17 protein-coding genes and 1 tRNA gene are annotated in these 18,197 nt (G+C 37.6%); 17 read left to right on the top strand and 1 reads right to left on the bottom strand.

Features of this window, described 5'->3' with window-relative positions; genetic code table 11:
* Positions 1 to 2 precede the first annotated feature (2 nt).
* The 15 genes from ACKI2P_RS05425 (at position 3) to ACKI2P_RS05355 (ending at position 13,828) form a co-directional block, all read left to right on the top strand.
* Positions 3 to 2,717, top strand: coding sequence for a valine--tRNA ligase (locus ACKI2P_RS05425; RefSeq protein ID WP_407375733.1), 2,715 nt, complete (start codon positions 3 to 5; stop codon positions 2,715 to 2,717).
* Between the two features lie 360 nt (positions 2,718 to 3,077).
* On the top strand, positions 3,078 to 3,320 hold the full coding sequence (locus ACKI2P_RS05420) for a hypothetical protein (protein ID WP_407375731.1): 243 nt from the start codon (positions 3,078 to 3,080) through the stop codon (positions 3,318 to 3,320).
* Between the two features lie 4 nt (positions 3,321 to 3,324).
* Entirely contained in the window at positions 3,325 to 3,456 is a 132-nt protein-coding gene (locus ACKI2P_RS05415; protein ID WP_407375729.1) for a zinc-ribbon domain-containing protein, read from the top strand.
* 219 nt (positions 3,457 to 3,675) lie between these two features.
* Positions 3,676 to 4,998, top strand: a complete 1,323-nt coding sequence (aroA, locus tag ACKI2P_RS05410; protein WP_407375727.1) for a 3-phosphoshikimate 1-carboxyvinyltransferase — start codon at positions 3,676 to 3,678, stop codon at positions 4,996 to 4,998.
* The gene (gene nth, locus ACKI2P_RS05405; protein ID WP_407375725.1) at positions 4,991 to 5,620 is read left to right on the top strand and encodes an endonuclease III domain-containing protein; all 630 of its coding nucleotides are present in this window, start codon (positions 4,991 to 4,993) and stop codon (positions 5,618 to 5,620) included. Before aroA ends, nth begins: the two co-directional genes overlap by 8 nt.
* Positions 5,621 to 5,652: 32 nt before the next feature.
* The gene (locus ACKI2P_RS05400; protein WP_407375723.1) at positions 5,653 to 6,429 is read left to right on the top strand and encodes an alpha/beta fold hydrolase; all 777 of its coding nucleotides are present in this window, start codon (positions 5,653 to 5,655) and stop codon (positions 6,427 to 6,429) included.
* A gap of 139 nt (positions 6,430 to 6,568) precedes the next feature.
* Positions 6,569 to 7,516 carry a cysteine synthase A gene (gene cysK / locus ACKI2P_RS05395; protein WP_407375721.1) on the top strand — a complete coding sequence of 316 codons (948 nt, stop codon included), beginning with the start codon at positions 6,569 to 6,571 and terminating at the stop codon, positions 7,514 to 7,516.
* A gap of 62 nt (positions 7,517 to 7,578) precedes the next feature.
* Positions 7,579 to 8,298, top strand: a complete 720-nt coding sequence (gene cysE / locus ACKI2P_RS05390) for a serine O-acetyltransferase (protein ID WP_407375739.1) — start codon at positions 7,579 to 7,581, stop codon at positions 8,296 to 8,298.
* On the top strand, positions 8,295 to 8,669 hold the full coding sequence (locus tag ACKI2P_RS05385) for a transcriptional regulator (RefSeq protein WP_407375719.1): 375 nt from the start codon (positions 8,295 to 8,297) through the stop codon (positions 8,667 to 8,669). Before cysE ends, ACKI2P_RS05385 begins: the two co-directional genes overlap by 4 nt.
* Positions 8,670 to 8,742: 73 nt before the next feature.
* Positions 8,743 to 8,813 (top strand) — tRNA-Cys (locus ACKI2P_RS05380).
* A gap of 32 nt (positions 8,814 to 8,845) precedes the next feature.
* Entirely contained in the window at positions 8,846 to 10,192 is a 1,347-nt protein-coding gene (gene cysS / locus ACKI2P_RS05375; RefSeq protein WP_407375717.1) for a cysteine--tRNA ligase, read from the top strand.
* A 274-nt stretch (positions 10,193 to 10,466) separates the two neighbouring features.
* The gene (locus tag ACKI2P_RS05370) at positions 10,467 to 11,765 is read left to right on the top strand and encodes an O-acetylhomoserine aminocarboxypropyltransferase/cysteine synthase family protein (RefSeq protein ID WP_407375715.1); all 1,299 of its coding nucleotides are present in this window, start codon (positions 10,467 to 10,469) and stop codon (positions 11,763 to 11,765) included.
* Positions 11,766 to 11,823: 58 nt separating this feature from the next.
* Positions 11,824 to 13,032: a cysteine desulfurase NifS gene (gene nifS, locus ACKI2P_RS05365; RefSeq protein ID WP_407375713.1), complete on the top strand. Its 1,209-nt coding sequence runs from the start codon at positions 11,824 to 11,826 to the stop codon at positions 13,030 to 13,032.
* A gap of 2 nt (positions 13,033 to 13,034) precedes the next feature.
* Positions 13,035 to 13,406: a Fe-S cluster assembly scaffold protein NifU gene (gene nifU, locus ACKI2P_RS05360; RefSeq protein ID WP_407375711.1), complete on the top strand. Its 372-nt coding sequence runs from the start codon at positions 13,035 to 13,037 to the stop codon at positions 13,404 to 13,406.
* 56 nt (positions 13,407 to 13,462) lie between these two features.
* Positions 13,463 to 13,828: a desulfoferrodoxin family protein gene (locus ACKI2P_RS05355; RefSeq protein ID WP_407375709.1), complete on the top strand. Its 366-nt coding sequence runs from the start codon at positions 13,463 to 13,465 to the stop codon at positions 13,826 to 13,828.
* Between the two features lie 40 nt (positions 13,829 to 13,868).
* On the opposite strand, the gene ACKI2P_RS05350 is transcribed toward ACKI2P_RS05355, so the two are convergent.
* Positions 13,869 to 15,299, bottom strand: coding sequence for a B12-binding domain-containing radical SAM protein (locus tag ACKI2P_RS05350; RefSeq protein ID WP_407375737.1), 1,431 nt, complete (start codon positions 15,297 to 15,299; stop codon positions 13,869 to 13,871).
* Between the two features lie 103 nt (positions 15,300 to 15,402).
* Between ACKI2P_RS05350 and ACKI2P_RS05345 the strand changes: the two genes are divergently transcribed.
* Together ACKI2P_RS05345 and ACKI2P_RS05340 are read left to right on the top strand one after the other, a co-directional pair.
* Positions 15,403 to 15,900 (top strand): hypothetical protein, encoded by a 498-nt coding sequence (locus ACKI2P_RS05345; RefSeq protein WP_407375707.1) that lies wholly within the window; start codon positions 15,403 to 15,405, stop codon positions 15,898 to 15,900.
* A gap of 25 nt (positions 15,901 to 15,925) precedes the next feature.
* Positions 15,926 to 18,187, top strand: coding sequence for an OB-fold nucleic acid binding domain-containing protein (locus tag ACKI2P_RS05340; protein WP_407375705.1), 2,262 nt, complete (start codon positions 15,926 to 15,928; stop codon positions 18,185 to 18,187).
* The last annotated feature ends 10 nt before the right edge of the window (positions 18,188 to 18,197 follow it).

Here is an 18,197-nt window from a genome sequence, read left to right as displayed (position 1 = left end):
ATATGTCAAACCAAGAAATTCCTAAAGACTATGATTTTAAAAAAGAAAAAGAATGGGAGAAGAAGTGGGAAGATGAAAACATCTACAAATACATTGGAGATGGTTCTCGTCCTCGCTATGTAATAGACACTCCCCCACCATACCCAACAGGCTCCATTCACTTGGGCCATGTTCTAAATTGGGTTTACATTGATATGAACGCAAGATACAGAAGACAGAAAGGAATGGATGTGCTGTTCACACAGGGATGGGACTGTCACGGTCTTCCGACTGAAGTGAAAGTTGAGGAAACTCATGGAATCAAGAAAAATGACGTTTCAAGAACTCAATTCAGACAGTACTGTGTTGATTTAACCACTGAAAACATTGCCAAAATGAAATCACAGATGAGAGCAATGGGATATTCACAGGACTGGACTCGAGAGTTCGTTACAATGACTCCTGAGTACATGAAAAAAACCCAGTATTCATTTTTAAAAATGTATGAGGAAGGACTTATTTACCAGGGAAAACACCCTGTTAACTGGTGTCCTCGCTGTCAGACAGCAATTGCATTTGCTGAAGTTGAATACTCAGACAACACAACATTCTTAAATTATGTTAATTTCCCTCCTGCTGTTGAGGATTCATATGATGATATTGTATCTTCACAGGCATCAGGTAAACAGGCTGATCCTAAAGAGGAAGGAATTCTTATTGCAACAACAAGGCCGGAACTCATGTCTGCTTGTGTGGCTGTTGTAATTCACCCTGAAGATGAAAGATATGCTCATCTTTTAGGAAAATACGTTGAAGTTCCTTTATCACATCAGAAAGTTAAAATCATTGCAGATGAAGAGGTTGACCCTGAATTCGGTACAGGTGCGGTAATGATTTGTACATTCGGGGACAAGACTGACGTAAGCTGGGTTCAAAAATATAACCTTGAAGTCATTGATGTCATGGATGATGCAGGACTGTTGACCGCAGCTGCCGGAAGATATGAAGGAATGGACCTTCAAAGCTGTAAAAAACAGACAATTGAAGATTTGGACAGTGAAGGTTATCTTTTAAAACAGGAACAGGTTGACCAGAATGTCGGTCAATGCTGGAGATGTAAAACTCCTGTTGAAATTCTTTTAAAAGAACAATGGTTCGTTGCAGTACGTGATTTGATTGAAAAAACCAAAACTGCAGCTGATGAGATGAAATGGGTGCCTGAACACATGAAATCCCGTATGGTCAACTGGGCGGATTCCATGGAATGGGACTGGTGTATTTCAAGGCAAAGGATATTTGCAACTCCAATTCCTGTATGGTACTGTAAGGACTGTGGAAAGGTTATTTTGCCTGACGTTGAAGATTTACCAATCGACCCAACAGTTGACAAGCCTAAACATGCATGTGAATGCGGTTGTGAAGAGTTTGTTCCTGAAGTTGATGTTTTGGATACCTGGATGGATTCATCCATTTCACCGTTGTCCATTGCAGGATGGCCTGATGAGGACTATGTAAATCATTTCCCTTCAGATATTCGTCCGCAAGGTCACGACATTATCCGTACATGGGCATTCTATACCACACTCAGATGTATAGCATTAACCGGTCAAAAACCGTTCGATGACATTGTAATCAATGGTATGGTATTCGGTGAAGATGGAAACAAGATGTCCAAATCAAGACCTGAATTTGTAGTAGGGCCTGAAGAGGTTATTGAAAAGTACGGTGCTGATCCTTTAAGAACATGGGCTGCAAACAGTGTACCTGGTTCCGATGTGATATTTGACTGGAAAGACATCAAGCACGGATACCGTTTCTTAAGAAAATTCTGGAATGCATTCAGATTCATCAGCATGCAAATCTTTGATGAGGAAGTGTCTTATGATGATGTTAAGGACAATCTCGGGCCATTGGATTTATGGATTTTATCCAAATTGAATAACTTGAACAAAACTGTTGACCAGGCTTTCGCAGATTATAACTTCGCACAGACAATAACTCCAATAGAAAGATTCTTCTGGCATGATTTCTGTGACGAGTACATTGAAGCTGTAAAATACAGATTATACACTGATGTTAGTGATGAATCAAGAAGAGCTGCAAAATATACTTTAAGGACAGTTGTCGAAACATCACTTAAACTGATGGCTCCAATTGCACCGTTCTTTACAGAAGAGGTATATCAATACTTCTCAGATGAATCAATTCATACCACATTGTGGCCGGAAGTATATGATGAGCTGATCAGTGAAGAGATGGAAACCAAAGGTGAAACAACTGTTGAGCTGATTGATGAAGTCAGAAGGTTCAAGTCCGCTTCCAAAATCCCATTGAATGCTGAACTTGCTGAAGTGAATGTATACACTTCCGATGAAGATCTGGTGGATGTGTTCAATGAATTCGATGATGATATTAGGGGAACTTTAAAAATCAATGATTTGGCAATAAGTTCCGGAAAACCTGAAGTTCATGAAAAAATAATTGAAGTGGAACCTGACATGTCAAAAATCGGACCTACATTCAAAGGAGATGCAGGCAAAATCATTGGTTATCTCAAATCAACCGACATCGATGAAATCGGTTCTGTTTTAGAAGAAAATCATGAACTTGCAATCGGAGACATTGTAGTTCCTGAAGACATGCTGAACATCAAAAAGGAGATTGTTGGAGCATCCGGTAAGAAAGTGGATATCCTGCAATCCGAAAACTTGGATATGATTGTTGAAGTAATCAGATGATTGCTTCTCTAATTTTCTTTTTTTTAGACATATTTCTTAATATTTATGATTATATTTAATTATATGATTAAATCAATCTTTATTTCTCTTTAAAATTTTTCAAACTCATCTAAATATTGTTTTTAGGCTATTAAAAGTATTTATACTACTTTTAACTAAAATAGCTATTGGAGATGAGAATTAAACTATTTTTATTTCATTTAGGGGTTTGTATTTTTTTTACATTTGTAGGTTCTTTTGTTCTGTTTTTATAAAAAACTCCATATGGGGGTCTCTCATCTCCATTTGATTTTTCACGATACAAAAAAATTTAAGTCTGTAGGATATATGTATTAATATTAATTGTATTCGGGTGTTAAGATGGGAATTTGTCCTAGATGTGGAAGTTTTGTTGATGAAGGCGAACCGTATTGTCCGGACTGCAGCTATATTTTCACTGGCAGTTCAGATGACGGCTCTGATTTAATTGAAATCGGAGGATATGAATTTGATAGAAGTGATGTTGAAGATGTACTGAGTGGCAGAGGCTATGATCTGTTTGATTTGGAACACGATTTAATTGATGATGATGAACTGGAAGAAATAATTGATGAACTGTTGTGATATAATGACTAAACAATGCTTTTTTTGTGGTTACCCTAACAGGGATGATGCCGTGAGATGTATTAATTGCGGACAGAAGTTAGTGAAATACTGGGACAAATCCGGAGGCCGTCCAAAACTGGTTGATAAACGTTAAAGAATAATACTTCAGTGCATGTCCTGAAAATATCTGTTCAGATTGCAGATATTAGAAAAAACTCAATTCTTTGTGTTTTTTGCGATTTTTCAAGGGCTTATAAATTATTTTAATTTCTTTTATAGATTGTGCAAAAAATTAATTAAGTATCTGAAATATACTAATATTATAAAAAAAGTAGGGAAAATCGATAAAAATATTTTTTTTCGGTAGGATACAATGATTCTTAAGGTAAAAAACATTTCAAAAATCGGCGGAGTCGTAAAGGCACCGCCTTCAAAAAGTTATTCTCACAGGGCCGTAATTCTGGCCAGTTTGGCTAAAGGCACCTCAAAACTGTATGATATGCTGTACTCAGAAGATACTTTAGCATCGATCAGAGTATGTGAAGCGTTGGGTGCTAAAATTTCCAGAAACGATGAATGTCTGGAAGTTGTAGGAACTGGAGGCAATCTTCACAATTCAAGCAAAACACCAATCGACCTTGCAAACTCCGGAACTACATTAAGGCTTATGACAAGTGTTTCAGCATTGTCTGATAATGAGGTTACACTGACCGGTGACGGTTCACTTCAAACCAGGCCTATGGGATTGCTGATGAATGCCCTTGAACCTCTGGGAGTAACTGCAAAATCATTGAAGGACAATGAAAAGGCACCGATTTTAATAAAGCCAGGTTATGTAGGTGGTCAAACCAATATCTACGGAAATGTCAGTTCACAGTTCATATCTTCTATTTTAATTTCATCTCCATTATCTAAACATGGAGTAACACTATATGTTCTTCCGGAATTCAAATCAAAGCCTTATGTTGATATGACAATCGATATTATGAGGAAATTTGGAGTAAAACCTCTTAAAGGGTATTACCTGAAACATGAATCCTGCGATAAGGAACATCAAAGCTGCAGAATCGATGAGTTCAAGGTCACAAAACAGGATTATGTGGCTTGTGATTACACCGTTGAAGGTGATTATTCATCTGCTTCTTATCTTTTGGCATTGATAGCCATCAACGGAGGCAAGGCAAAAATTAAAAATCTTTTCAGGAATTCAAAGCAGGGAGACAAATATATTCTTGATATTCTCCAGGCCATGGGAGCAAGCATTGTCCGTGGAGAGGATTATGTTGAAATCGGATCTGACGGTAAGCTGAAAGCTATTGATGTTAATCTCACAAACGCTCCTGACTTGCTCATAACCGTTGCGGTACTTGCTGCAATGGCTGAGGGAACTACCAACATTACTGGTGTTGCCCATGCAAGGGTAAAGGAAACAGACAGAATCGATACCACCTGCAGGGAGCTTGAAAAGTTGGGATGCAAGCTTGAGGAATTTGAAGATGGTATGAGCATAACCGGGGGAGTGACCTCTGGTGTTGTGGATTCCCATGGAGATCACAGACTGGCGATGGCATTCAGTCTAATCGGACTTAAGCATGATATTGAAATTACAAACGGTGAAGTGTTTGATGTGTCATTTCCTAATTTTATTGAGACAATGGCTGAACTTGGATTTGAATTGGAGTTAAAAAATGAATAAGGAAGAACGTGTAATTAAATTGATTGAAGAGCTGGAAGGTGTTTTTACAATAAGGGTTTTCCATGACCATGACCCGTATAAGGTACTAATCAGAACAATTTTATCCCAAAGGACAAGGGATGAAAACACCGACCAGGCCGCCAATAATTTGTTTGACAAATATCCGGATATCTATGCGGTTGTTGATGCTCCGATTGAGGATGTAAAAAAGCTAATCAAACCTGCGGGTTTTTATAATGTTAAGGCCGCTCGTATTCAGGAAGTTTCACGTATTCTTATTGACCAGTATGGTGGTGAGGTTCCGGATACAGTTGAAGAGATGATAAAGCTTCCGGGTGTTGGAAGAAAAACCGCAAACTGCGTTATGGTTTTTGCTTTTGAGCTTCCGGCAATTCCTGTTGATACTCATGTTCACAGAATCTCCAATCGTCTGGGTCTGGTGGATACCAAAAATCCTGATGATACTGAAGTGGAACTGTGCAAAATTGCCCCTGAAGAGCTATGGATTAAGTTGAATGATTTGATGGTGCAGTTTGGCCAGAACATCTGCAAGCCGATGTCTCCGCAGTGTGAAATCTGCCCGTGCACAGACATTTGCGATTACTTCAGTGAATATGTTTAATCTTTTTATATAATAATTTTTAAATTAGGTTCATGGAATCCAAAATTAATATCAACAATATCAGTATTTCAGTAAAAGAGGCCGGAACAGGTCCTGACATGATTTTGATTCATGGAATTTTTGCAACAAAAGAAATAATGAATCCTTTATTTGATTATTATAAAAAAAATTATCATGTAATATCTTATGACGTTCGTGGCCATGGTGAAAGCGACAAGCCTGAAAAACTTACTTTAGAGGATTATACGAAGGATTTGGCAGCCATAGTAGATTATTACAATTTGCAAAAACCTGCTGTTGTAGGGCTGTCTATGGGTTCTTATATAACTTTGAGAGCGGCAGAACTGTATCCTGACCTTTTTTCAAAAATTGTTTTAATCGGAACTAGAGGAAAAGGTGAAATTTCCTTAATGGAGAAGGCTGTTGAGGAAAACGGTGGAGACAGGAATATTGATTTAAAACAGATGGGTCAATTAATTTCTAAAAGAGTCTATCCTCCAAACACCACTCCTGAACAGATTGCTGAATATTATAGGGGCAATCGGGGAAAAGTTGAGTTGACCAATAAGCAAAGAGCCAACATTTATGCCTCTTTGGCCCGCTATGACATGATGAGTGACATTGATAATGTCGAAATTCCCGTACTTCTTTTGGTAGGGGAGTTTGATGGTTTAAATCCTCCTGAGGAATCTCAAAAAGTTCATGATGCTTTAAAGGAGTCTCATCTGGAAGTTGTCAAGGGTGCAGGTCACATAATATTTTTTGAAAAGAAAGATGAAGTTGTTTCATTGATTGATAATTTTTTATAAATTTTAGTCATACCAAAACATTTATAAATAAAAACATTGTTATATAACAATAGTTATTATAACAAATGTTATATTAACTTTTAGTTAACCCCCTTTTAATATACCACTTAAAACAAATTAAATATTAGGAGAAAAAATTATGGCAAATATTCCAGAATTAAAAAGAGGAGTACTCGAAAGTATTACCGATGCTATTGGTAATACTCCGATTGTAAGATTAAACAATTTAACAGAAGGTTTAGAAGCAGAAGTGGATGTAAAAATTGAATCATTCAATCCAACCGGAAGTGTAAAGGACAGGGTTGCTGTTGCAATGATTGAAGATGCAGAAGAAAAGGGCTTGCTTGAACCTGGTGCAACAATAATTGAACCTACCAGCGGAAACACTGGTATAGGTCTTGCATTTGCAGCTGCTGCTAAAGGTTACAAATTAATTTTAACCATGCCTGATACCATGTCCATTGAAAGAAGAAAATTCCTAAGTGTTTTAGGTGCAGAATTAGTATTGACACCGGGTGCAGAAGGAATGGGCGGAGCTATTGCAAAAGCCAATGAGCTCAACGAAGAAACTCCTGGATCCATCATATTGGGTCAGTTTGACAATGAGGCAAATGTCAAAATCCATTCACAAACCACTGCTCAGGAAATCTTAAGAGACACAGAAGGGAATGTCGATTTTGTTGTAGGTGGTGTTGGAACCGGTGGAACCATTACAGGAATAGGTAAAGTCCTCAAAAAGGAAGTTCCTGATGCAAAAATTATTGCGGTTGAACCAAAAGACTCTCAGACTTTAGGTAAAGGTGAAAAAGGTCCTCATAAAATCCAAGGTATCGGTGCAGGTTTTGTCCCATCCATTTATGATGAAGATGTAATTGATGAAATTATTCCGGTCGCAAACGAGGATGCCGGTAACACTTTACTTGCCCTTGCCAAAAAGGAAGGTATTTTTTCAGGCATATCATCTGGAGCTGCAACTTGGGCAGCTTTGGAATTAGCTAAAAAACCAGAAAATAAAGGTAAAAGGATTATAGCAATTTTACCTGATAATGGTGAAAGATATCTCTCCGTAGACTGGTTATTTGAATAAGATTAATTATATATACCATATGTTATATAATTAAAGTTATATAACATGGTGATTATATGAATATGATTTCAAGGTTGAAAAGCGAGATAAATACTATTAAGGAAAAAGATCCTGCTTTACGTTCAACAGTTGAAGTATTCTTTTGTTATCCAGGATTTTATGCAATCGTCTTTCATAGAATCAATCATTATTTCTGGAATCATTCCTTAAAGTTTTTGGCTCGTTTCCTTTCAACCATTGCTCGTTTTCTCACAGGGATTGAAATACATCCTGGTGCTCAATTGGGGGAAAGAGTATTTATTGATCACGGAATGGGAATTGTTATAGGTGAAACCACAATTGTCGGTGATGACGTACTGATTTATCAGGGTGTAATTCTTGGTGGTACGACCACAAAAAAAGTCAAAAGACACCCTACAGTCGAAAAAGGAGTTATCATTGGTGCAGGCGCTAAGGTAATGGGTAACATTACTATTGGTGAATACGCCAAAATTGGTACTGGTGCAGTGGTACTCAAGGACGTTCCTCCAGAATCAACATGTGTCGGTGTTCCCGGCAGAATTGTCAGGTGCAAAAACCAAAGTCATATCGTTGATTTGGAACATAACAAATTGCCTGACCCTGTCGCAGCCGCAATAAGGCGCTTGGAAAAACAAATTGAGGATAATGAAAAGCTTATTGAAATCTTACTTGATAAAAATGGAATATGTTTAACTGAAGATTTTGATGAAGATGAAATTAACATAGGAGATTTATTGGGAAGAAGGAGTGATGGAAAATGAAACCGCCTTGTGAAATCGTAGTGTGGTATGTAATACCAGCAATCAGGTCAGAATTAGCAAAAGAACTTTTGAACTTGGGAATGAAGCAGAAAGATGTTTCAGAACTCATGGATATAACTCAACCGGCCGTATCTCAGTACATTACTGATAAAAGAGGAAGCGGTATCAAACTCGACGATAATGTTCGTGAAATGATTCAAAAGTTCGCATTCGAATTATCTGAAGGAGAAGCTACAAAAGCAGATTTGATTCCAAGAACCTGCAGTATCTGCAGGAATGTTAAAACATCAGATGTTTTAAAACAGCTTAACATTGACAAATCTGAACTGGGAGAAGATTGTCAATCTTGTATGGGATCTGAAGCAAAGTAGGTAAATATTGGAAAAAATAGTAAACTATTTAAACTATTAAACACCAATATTTTATTATACTTTTAGTTTTATTGGCAAGTTTACCGAGCGGCTAGGTGTGTGGCTGCAGACCATAATACGGGGGTTCAAATCCCTCACTTGCCTTTTTAGATTACTTTTTTTCGAGGTTATTTTTTATGGACGTTTATTCAACTTTAACTCGCAGTAAAGAGAATTTTGTGACTATTAATGATAATAGAGTTAATCTGTTCGTATGTGGTCCGACTGTATATGATGACGCACACATTGGACATGGAAGAACATACATCTCTTTTGATACAATTAAAAGATATCTGGAATACAAAGGATATGCCGTATTTTATATCCAAAATGTAACAGACATTGATGATAAAATTATAAATCGCTCAAAGGAAAGCGGAATTCCGGCTGATGTTCTTGCACGCAAGTTCGAAAAACGCTATCGTGAAGACATGGCAAAATTGAATGTTACAGGTGTTAATCTGTTTGCAAGGGCAACAGACCACGTTCCGGAAATTTTAGATCAGATTCAAAGATTAATTGATAAAGATTTTGCTTATGAAACCGAAGACGGTGTTTACTTTGAAATAGATAAGTTCCCTGAATTCGGTAAATTATCTAACAGAAATGTAGAAGAGCTTGAATCCCACAGGGACTTGGCTGAAACTACCAAGAAAAATCCGCAGGACTTTGCGTTATGGAAAAAACGTGAAGGGATGGATGAACCGACCTGGCCATCCCCATGGGGAGACGGAAGGCCTGGATGGCACATTGAAGATACAGCAATCACCGAGTTTTACTTCGGCCCTCAGTATGATGCTCATGGTGGCGGACTTGACTTGATATTCCCTCACCACGAAGCGGAAATCACTCAAATGGAAGCTGTTTCAGGAAAAGCGCCGATGGTTAAATTCTGGCTTCATACCGGATTTTTAAATGTAAACGGTGAAAAGATGTCAAAATCTCTTCACAACTTCATTACAATTCGTGAATTGCTTGAAAGCTATGAGCCTGATACATTCAGATTCTTTGTATTGTCTACTCATTACAGAAGTCCTATAGACTTTTCAAAAGATTCACTTCATCAGTCTGAGAAAAGTTTAGACAGAATCAGAAAATATTATGAACTGCTTGACGTGGAAGTCGGTGATGAATCATATGAATGTGATGCTCTTGCTCCACATAAAAAAGAGTTCTTTGACAGTATGGATGATGACTTTAACACTCCAAAGGCAATTGCTGCAATTTTTGGTTTGATTAACGATACCAAAAATGATTTGGAAAGTTATTCAGATGAAGACAAAACTGCCATCAAGGCATTCATGGACGATGCTTCCCATATTCTTGGTGTTAGTTTTGAACTTCAGGATGTCAATGCGGGCTCTGATGATTTGCTTGAATTGATTTCAGAGGTCAGATCTGAACTTAGAGCTAATAAACAATATGATTTGTCTGATAAAATCAGAGATCAGTTGCAGGCTTTAGGTTACGAAATTAATGATTAAGAGATTTTTTTCTCTCTTACTTTTTTTATTATTTTTAATCTGTTTTTACGGGTTGCATTATTTTTTACAGAATAATTAATTTTTCTAAAATATAACAATCTTTATATACTAAAAATAACATATGTTATGTTGTATAACATCAGTTATATTCTAATTTTACAATGCTTTATTTTAGGCATACCAAAACATTTATATATAAAAAATAACTATTGTTATATAGTAAATATAACACGTGATATATTTTACTTGAATTAAATGATGAAGGTGATTATTAATGACAGATAACAAAAATTACGGATTAGCAACTTTAGGTGTACGAGCAGGACAATCTCCAGACCCCGCAACTGGGGCACAGGCGGTTCCTATTTATCAGACTACTTCATATGTATTTAAAGACTCAGATGAAGCTGCAAGAAGATTCGCCCTTCAAGAGTTTGGCCAAATCTACTCCAGACTCACAAACCCTACCAGTGATGTATTTGAAGCAAGAATTGCTGCTATCGAAGGCGGTAACTCAGGTATTTCAACATCAAGTGGTCTTGCAGCAATTACATATGCAATCTTAAACGTAACCCAACCTGGAGACAACATTGTTTCTGCAGACAACCTGTACGGTGGAACCTACCAACTGTTCCATTACACATTCAAGGACCTTGCCAGAGATGTTAAGTTTGTAAATTCCCAGGATCTGCAGGCATTTGAAGATGCAATTGATGAAAAAACCAAAGCAATTTATGTTGAAACCATAGGAAACCCAAAACTGGATGTTCCTGACTTTGAAGCTATTGCAGAAATTGCACATTCTCATGACATTCCATTGATTGTGGACAACACTGTCGGTGTCGGATTGGTCAGGCCATTGGAACATGGTGCTGATGTAATTGCAGCATCCGCAACAAAATATGTCGGAGGACATGGAACCACAATCGGAGGATACATTGTGGACTCAGGTAAGTTCAACTGGGGTAACGGAAAATTCCCACAATTCTCAGAACCTGACCCAAGTTACCACGGACTGGTATTTTGGGATTCATTCGGAGATGTGCCGGAACTTGGAAACCTCGCATTCACTGTAAGAATCAGAGCAAGATTACTTCGTGATATCGGTGCAACATTAGCACCATTCAACAGCTTTTTACTCCTTCAGGGATTGGAAAGTTTGAATGTACGTGTCAAAAGACATTCTGAAAACGCTTTAGCTGTAGCAAAATTCCTGGAAGCACATCCTAAAGTAAATTGGGTAAGCTATCCTGGTTTGGAATCACACCCAACATATGAAAACAACAAAAAATACTTGAAAGACAACTTTTCAGGAATTGTCGGTTTCGGCGTAGAAGGCGGAGAGGAAGCCGGAAGAAAAGTAATCGAAAAATTAGAATTATTCTCAATACTTGCAAACATCGGAGACGCTAAAAGTCTAGCAATCCACCCTGCAAGTACAACACATCAGCAATTGACTGTTGAGGAACAGGCTGCAACTGGCGTAACACCTGATTTCATCAGGCTTTCCATCGGTTTGGAAGATGTTGATGATTTGATAGCTGATTTAAGTCAAGCTTTAGACAGCATTTAAGTAAGTTTCACACTTACTTTTAAATTTTTTTATAAAAAAACAATTGGGAGATAAAGGAATGTATTTGGATAACTCAGCAACCACTCAAGTTAGTGAGGAAGTTTTTAAAGAAATGGAACCTTATTTCATACAGGAGTTCGGAAACCCTTCCACTCTATATGGAATAGGTCGTGAATCAAAAAAAGCATTGAATCTGGCTCGTCAAAGAGTAGCCGATGCCATCAATGCAAAACCTGATGAGATTATTTTCACCAGTGGTGGATCAGAATCAGATAACCTTGCAATCAAAGGTGTTGCCTTCAAATTGCAGAAAAAAGGAAAACATATTATAACTACAAACATTGAACACCCTGCTGTGAAAAACACTTTGGGATTTTTGGAATCACTCGATTTTAAAGTAACCTACTTGCCGGTTAATGAGGATGGGCTGATCAGCGTTGAAGATTTAAAAGATGCAATCACTGATGAAACCATTCTGATTACTGTAATGCATGCTAACAATGAAATTGGTACTATCCAACCGATTGAAGAAATCGGTAAAATCGCACGTGAGAAAGGCATCAAGTTCCACGTGGATGCGGTGCAGAGCTTCGGAAAGATTGAAGTGGATGTTGAGAAATTGAATATTGATTTGCTTTCCTTATCTTCACATAAAATCAATGGTCCAAAAGGTGTAGGCGCTTTATACATCAGAAAAGGAACTCGAGTTGTACCTTTAATTCATGGTGGTGGCCAGGAAAAAGGAATAAGAGGAGGAACTGAAAACGTTCCGGGAATTGTCGGATTTGGTAAGGCCTGCGAGTTGGCAGTTGAGAAGTTAGATGAACACTACAAAAAACAAATTGCCCTAAGGGACGAGCTTATAGACAAAGTTCTCTCCACAATTCCTGAAGCTTATGTCAATGGGGATTTGCAAACCAGACTGCCGAATCTTGTAAACTTCAGATTCAAGGCTATTGAAGGTGAATCATTAATCCTCTTATTGGACGCCAACGGATATCAGGCATCAACCGGTTCTGCATGTTCATCAAATACTCTTGAAGCATCTCCTGTTCTTACAGCTTTAGGTCTTGACCCTGTTGATGTTCACGGGTCATTAAGAATTTCACTTTCACCTGAAAGTGATACATTTGATGTTGATGCATTTGTTGAGGTCATAGCAAGTTCAGTCAAAAGATTAAGAAAAATGTCTCCTTTATGGAATCAGGAATTAGATTACGATAATATTATGTGTAGAAAACATGAAGACGGATGTAGGAAGTGTTAATTATGGATTATTCAGAAAAAGTTATGGATCACTTTGCAAACCCTAGAAACTGCAGAATGATGGAAGATGCAAACGGAGTCGGAACCGTAGGAAACCCTACCTGTGGGGATTTGATGACAATTTATATCAAAGTGGAAGATAACGTCATAACCGACATTTCTTTCCAGACATTTGGTTGTGGTGCCGCTATTGCAACAAGCAGTATGATTACTGAAATTGCAGTAGGCAAAACCCTTGAAGAAGCATTGGAAATCTCAAGAAACGATGTTGCAGAGGAATTGGATGGTCTTCCACCTATAAAAATGCACTGTTCCAACCTTGCGGCAGACGGTCTTCAGGCAGCCATACAAAATTATTATGAAAACAATCAATAATAATAAATACTTTGAATAATAGAATATCTTTAATCTATTAAAGGAGATGTTTTATTATGGCAAAAATATTAAAATGTGATGACTGCGGAAGCATCATTCAAGTATTAGCTGAAGGCGATGAAAAAGTATGTTCAGACCACATGCTTGAATTCCCTGTACAGACTGAAGGTGAAAAAGCACCTAAACACAAACCTGTAGTTGAAATCGACGGTGACAAAGTAACCGTAAAAGTCGGTGAAGCTGCTCACCCAATGGATGACGACCACTTCATTCAATTTGTTATTGTTGAAGCCGGTGCGGAACAATATGCAAAATGCTTTAAACCTGGAGATGTTGCAGAAGCAACTTTCACTGTAAACTCAACCGATGACGTTAAAGCATTAGCATTCTGTAATTTACACGGACTCTGGTCCAGTGAATAAGTTTAAAGGAAATCTTTAAACTTCTTTTTTTTATTTTTAATTATTTTGTTTGATTAACATTGGTTTTGTTATAATCAGTATTGCCGTTGGTCTGTTTTGATATAATCTGTCTTGAAACGCCAAGAACTGTTTTCAGTAAAATCAGCCCGTCACTTGAAACCTGACGGATAAGATAATTCGGCCTTAAATAAAACTTGAGAAATGCTTTTTTCTGGATGCTTCGAAGTTCCTGACTGGAACAGTCAATTGTTTGTAAAACAGGATCTAAAAGAGTGTATTTGGACCAGTCCTTAATATTAATCAAATTCTTTTTGAATGTTTCATTGTAAAATCTTGTGCCCGGATACGGTGTGGCAAGACTGTATAATGCATAATTCGGCTTTAAATTTTTAACAAAATCTATTGTCTGTTTTATGCTTTCATGGGTGTCTTCCGGCATGCCGATAACGCAGGAGGCGATTGTTCTTATACCTACTTCATGGGCAATTTTAAATGCATTTTCAGTTTTTGTGACTGTAATATTTTTGTTCATTTTTTCAAGCATCTGCTGGTCGGCGCTTTCAACGCCTATAAATATGGTGATGCATCCTGCATCCTTCATGGTCTGCAGCAGTTCCTTATCAAGAGTGTCAACTCTGGAAGTGCAGCCCCACCAGAATTTCAAGTTGCGCCTTTTGATTTCTGCACAGAATTCATTTACAAAACGTTTGTTTAAAGTGAATGTATCATCCATGAATGCTATTGTATCTATATTCTGCTCTTTCAGCCTCATTTCAACTTCGTCCACTACATTGCCGACAGATCTTCTGCGCAATTTATGGCCATGGAGTGCTGCTGAAGAACAGAATGAACATTGCATAGGACATCCTCTGGTTGTAATGATGGTGGCGACATTGGTGGTAATGTTTAAAATCCTGTATTTTTCCATAGGAAAGAGATGAAATGCCGGAAACGGCAGTTCATCCAGATTTTGAATTACCGGTCGGTCAGGAGTAACTATGAGAGAATTATCACTTTTGTCATGAAAAGCCAGACCCGCAACATTTCTTAAATCCCCATTGTTTTCAATTGTTTGTACAAGTTCGAGGAAAGTGTATTCTCCTTCGCCTCTGATAACTACATCCACGCTTTTTTCTTCTAAAACGCTTTCATATTCAAAAGTTGGATGGTAACCTCCCAGGACGATAACTGTATCCGGTTTAACCTGTTTTATTTTATCTGCTGAATCGAGAGCCACTCCAATGGTTGGTGTAAGTGCGCTGATTGATACGATATCAGGGTTTCTTTTCAGGATTTCTTCTCCAATCTCGTCATAGGTCAATTCCAATGCTGAAGCATCCAAAACATCAACATCAATATGATGCTTTTCCAAAACTGCAGCCATATAACCTATGCCTAATGATGGGGCAACAACACCTAGAAATTTGTATTTTGAATTTGTCTGAGGGGGGTTTAGAAATGTTACTTTAATGTTTTCACCAAAATTGATTTGTATATAATAAATAATAATTGAACATATATAAAGTTTTTTTTCATGAAAAATTTTAATAATATGTTTTTAAATAATATATATCGTGTCTAGTTATATAAAATTGATAATTTTTATTGTTGTTTTACTAATTGTTTCAACTGCCATCGTTTTTGTTGAAAGTTCAACCGATAATATGAACAAATCAATGCAAGCCATTAGCGACGGCATTGTTCAGGGTGACAGCGACTATAATGAGGCGGTTGATTTGGTCAACAGTAAAAGTTTTTATGATGGAATGGAAAAGGCGAATTCTGCCGGAGAACATTTTAACAGTAGTTTGAAAATGCTAAATGAAATTAGGGACAGCTCTTCGGATATAAATGCTGTCCACAAGCAGTACATAGATACTGTGATAACTGAAATCAATTTCAAACTTCAGGCGGTTGATTTATTCAAGGAAGCTATAGAGTGTTTTGAAATTCAATCAAACTACACCGGTTCAAATTATGCTTATCAGGCTAATGATATGATGATTCAGGCTAAGGAATTCCAGAATCAAAGAGACATGTTAGTTCAAAATAATTCAGATTTATTTAAATGAATATTTTAGATTATGAGGTTTTAAATTGAAGACAAATTGCCCAAAATGTAAAGGAGTAGGTTCCGTTGTAGTTGACTACAAGGAATGTGATGCCTGTGGCGGAACAGGTTATGAAGATGATTTATTTGATGTAGGCAGTCATTTTAAAGGAGTTAACAGTAAAGCAAGAGCAAAGTTCGATTTAGGTTCAGATCAGGATGTTCCATGCGAAGTATGTAATGGTAAGGGTCAGGTTGAAGTGTTTGAAGAGTGCCCTCATTGTCATGGTACAGGTCAGGTGGAAGTTTGCCGTGACTGCGGTAAGCTGATTGAGGAAGGACAGGACGTTTGTTCAGAGTGCAGTGAAAAAAGGAAGGTGAAAAAAATGAAGCATGATGCATATGAAGCTCAAAGAAATCAGGCACGTGACGTTTACATACTTGATGATTTATGTCAGATGAGAGATATCGACAAGGACAAGTTATACAGAGGAAGAATTACAAGGATTGAAAGATACGGTGCATTTGTCACATTGAACAATAACGTTTGGGGACTCATGAGAGGAGATGTTTCCGATTACAATGTTGGTGAAGATGTAATAGTATTTATAACAGCAATAAAATCAAGGGATGGAAAAATTGATTTTGCACCTGCTTATGTTGACAAGTACAAGCTTAAAAGATTGACCAAATCAATTCCAAGAACCTTAATCGGCAAGCTGGAAGAGAAGAAAGGTAAAATGGTTAGAATTGACGGTGAAGTTCAGCAGGTTCAGCAGACTTCAGGTCCTACAATATTCATCATCAACGATGAATCCGGCATAACCGAAATTGCCGCTTTTGATAAGGCCGGTGAAAGGTCATATCCTGAAATCGATGTCGGTGATGCAGTTCAGGTCATTGGAGAAGTCAACGAACATGGTGGAAAAACTCAGATTGAGTCATCTTCCATGACAAAACTTTCCGAAGAAAATAGAATAAAGCTATTAAAATTAATAGATGATGCATTAAACAAGAAAGCTCAACCAAAAGATGTTGATTTCTTGGTCAAAAGTGATGTTTTAAACAGGCTCAGACCGAAGATGTATGAGGCAGCACAAAAAATCAGAAGGGCAATACTTGATGGCAGGACAATTCTTCTCAGACACCACAATGATGCCGACGGAATATGTTCAGGTGTTGCTATGGAAAAGGCTATCGTACCTTTAATCGAAGAGGCCAATCCAAGCAATGATGCGCAATATTACTATTTCAAACGTTCCCCTTCAAAAGCACCGTTTTATGAACTGGAAGATGTTGTAAAGGACTTGTCTTTCGCTTTAGAAGACCAAGAAAGACATGGTCAGAAACTGCCGTTAATTGTGCTTTTGGATAACGGTTCCACTGAAGAGGATATAGTTGCCCTTATGCAGGCTAAAATCTATGACATTGAAGTTGTCGTTATAGACCACCACTCTCCTGGTGATTTGATAACAAAAGACATCAGAGACGGTGAAATATATGGAGGAACCGTAGCTGTGGATGAATATGTCGACACTCATGTAAACCCGTATCTTGTAGGTGGAGATTCACAGCTTACTGCTGGTGCTCTTGCAACTGAAGTTGCACACATCATAAATCCTTCTGTTAAGGAATTAATCAAACACCTGCCTGCTGTTGCAGCATTGGGTGACCGTGCCGAATGTGGTGAAGTATATCAGTATCTGCAACTGGCCAGTGAAAAAGGATTTACAAAAGAACACCTTGCAAAAATAGCCGAATGCGTTGATTTTGAAGCATATTTCCTAAGATTCATGAACGGAAGAGGAATAATGGATACAATCCTTGCCGTTGACAATATCGACAAGCACGAAAAGATGATAGATGCTTTGTATAAGGAATATCAAAAGAGAGTCGATACTCAACTTAAAGCAGCTCTTCCAAATATCAAAAGAACCCAGCTTGAAAACGGAATTTACTTCAATCTTATCGATGTTGAAAAATTCGCACATAAGTTCACATTCCCGGCTCCAGGAAAAACCTGCGGATTCATACATGATCATGTAATTAAAGAATTAGGCGAGGACAAGCCAATTGTTACATTGGGCCATGGTCCTGATTTCGGAGTATTCAGAGCAACAGATGCTGTCAATGAACAGTACGGTTTCAACGTGAATGAAATTGTCACAACTATGATCAATCGTGTTCCTCAGGCAGGAATTGACGGAGGAGGTCATGAATGTGCAGGTTCCATTAAATACATTGAAGGTCTTGGTGAGGAAGTGCTGTATAAGGTAGTTGAAGAGATTCAAAGTTTAACTAAAAAATAAATGCAGAAAA

Source organism: Methanobrevibacter sp., from assembly GCF_045541095.1.
Classification (GTDB): Archaea; Methanobacteriota; Methanobacteria; order Methanobacteriales; family Methanobacteriaceae; genus Methanocatella.
Note: the sequence above shows the minus strand (reverse complement) of the source record. Positions and strands in the feature narration are given on the sequence as shown.

Excerpts from the sequence above, each read along its gene's own strand:
- nifU (WP_407375711.1), top strand. The coding sequence starts at position 13,035 with ATGGATTATTCAGAAAAAGTTATGGATCACTTTGCAAACCCTAGAAAC.
- ACKI2P_RS05370 (WP_407375715.1), top strand. The coding sequence starts at position 10,467 with ATGACAGATAACAAAAATTACGGATTAGCAACTTTAGGTGTACGAGCA.
- aroA (WP_407375727.1), top strand. The coding sequence starts at position 3,676 with ATGATTCTTAAGGTAAAAAACATTTCAAAAATCGGCGGAGTCGTAAAG.
- cysS (WP_407375717.1), top strand. The coding sequence starts at position 8,846 with ATGGACGTTTATTCAACTTTAACTCGCAGTAAAGAGAATTTTGTGACT.
- ACKI2P_RS05385 (WP_407375719.1), top strand. The coding sequence starts at position 8,295 with ATGAAACCGCCTTGTGAAATCGTAGTGTGGTATGTAATACCAGCAATC.
- ACKI2P_RS05415 (WP_407375729.1), top strand. The coding sequence starts at position 3,325 with ATGACTAAACAATGCTTTTTTTGTGGTTACCCTAACAGGGATGATGCC.
- ACKI2P_RS05400 (WP_407375723.1), top strand. The coding sequence starts at position 5,653 with ATGGAATCCAAAATTAATATCAACAATATCAGTATTTCAGTAAAAGAG.
- cysK (WP_407375721.1), top strand. The coding sequence starts at position 6,569 with ATGGCAAATATTCCAGAATTAAAAAGAGGAGTACTCGAAAGTATTACC.
- nth (WP_407375725.1), top strand. The coding sequence starts at position 4,991 with ATGAATAAGGAAGAACGTGTAATTAAATTGATTGAAGAGCTGGAAGGT.
- ACKI2P_RS05425 (WP_407375733.1), top strand. The coding sequence starts at position 3 with ATGTCAAACCAAGAAATTCCTAAAGACTATGATTTTAAAAAAGAAAAA.
- nifS (WP_407375713.1), top strand. The coding sequence starts at position 11,824 with ATGTATTTGGATAACTCAGCAACCACTCAAGTTAGTGAGGAAGTTTTT.
- cysE (WP_407375739.1), top strand. The coding sequence starts at position 7,579 with ATGATTTCAAGGTTGAAAAGCGAGATAAATACTATTAAGGAAAAAGAT.
- ACKI2P_RS05420 (WP_407375731.1), top strand. The coding sequence starts at position 3,078 with ATGGGAATTTGTCCTAGATGTGGAAGTTTTGTTGATGAAGGCGAACCG.
- ACKI2P_RS05355 (WP_407375709.1), top strand. The coding sequence starts at position 13,463 with ATGGCAAAAATATTAAAATGTGATGACTGCGGAAGCATCATTCAAGTA.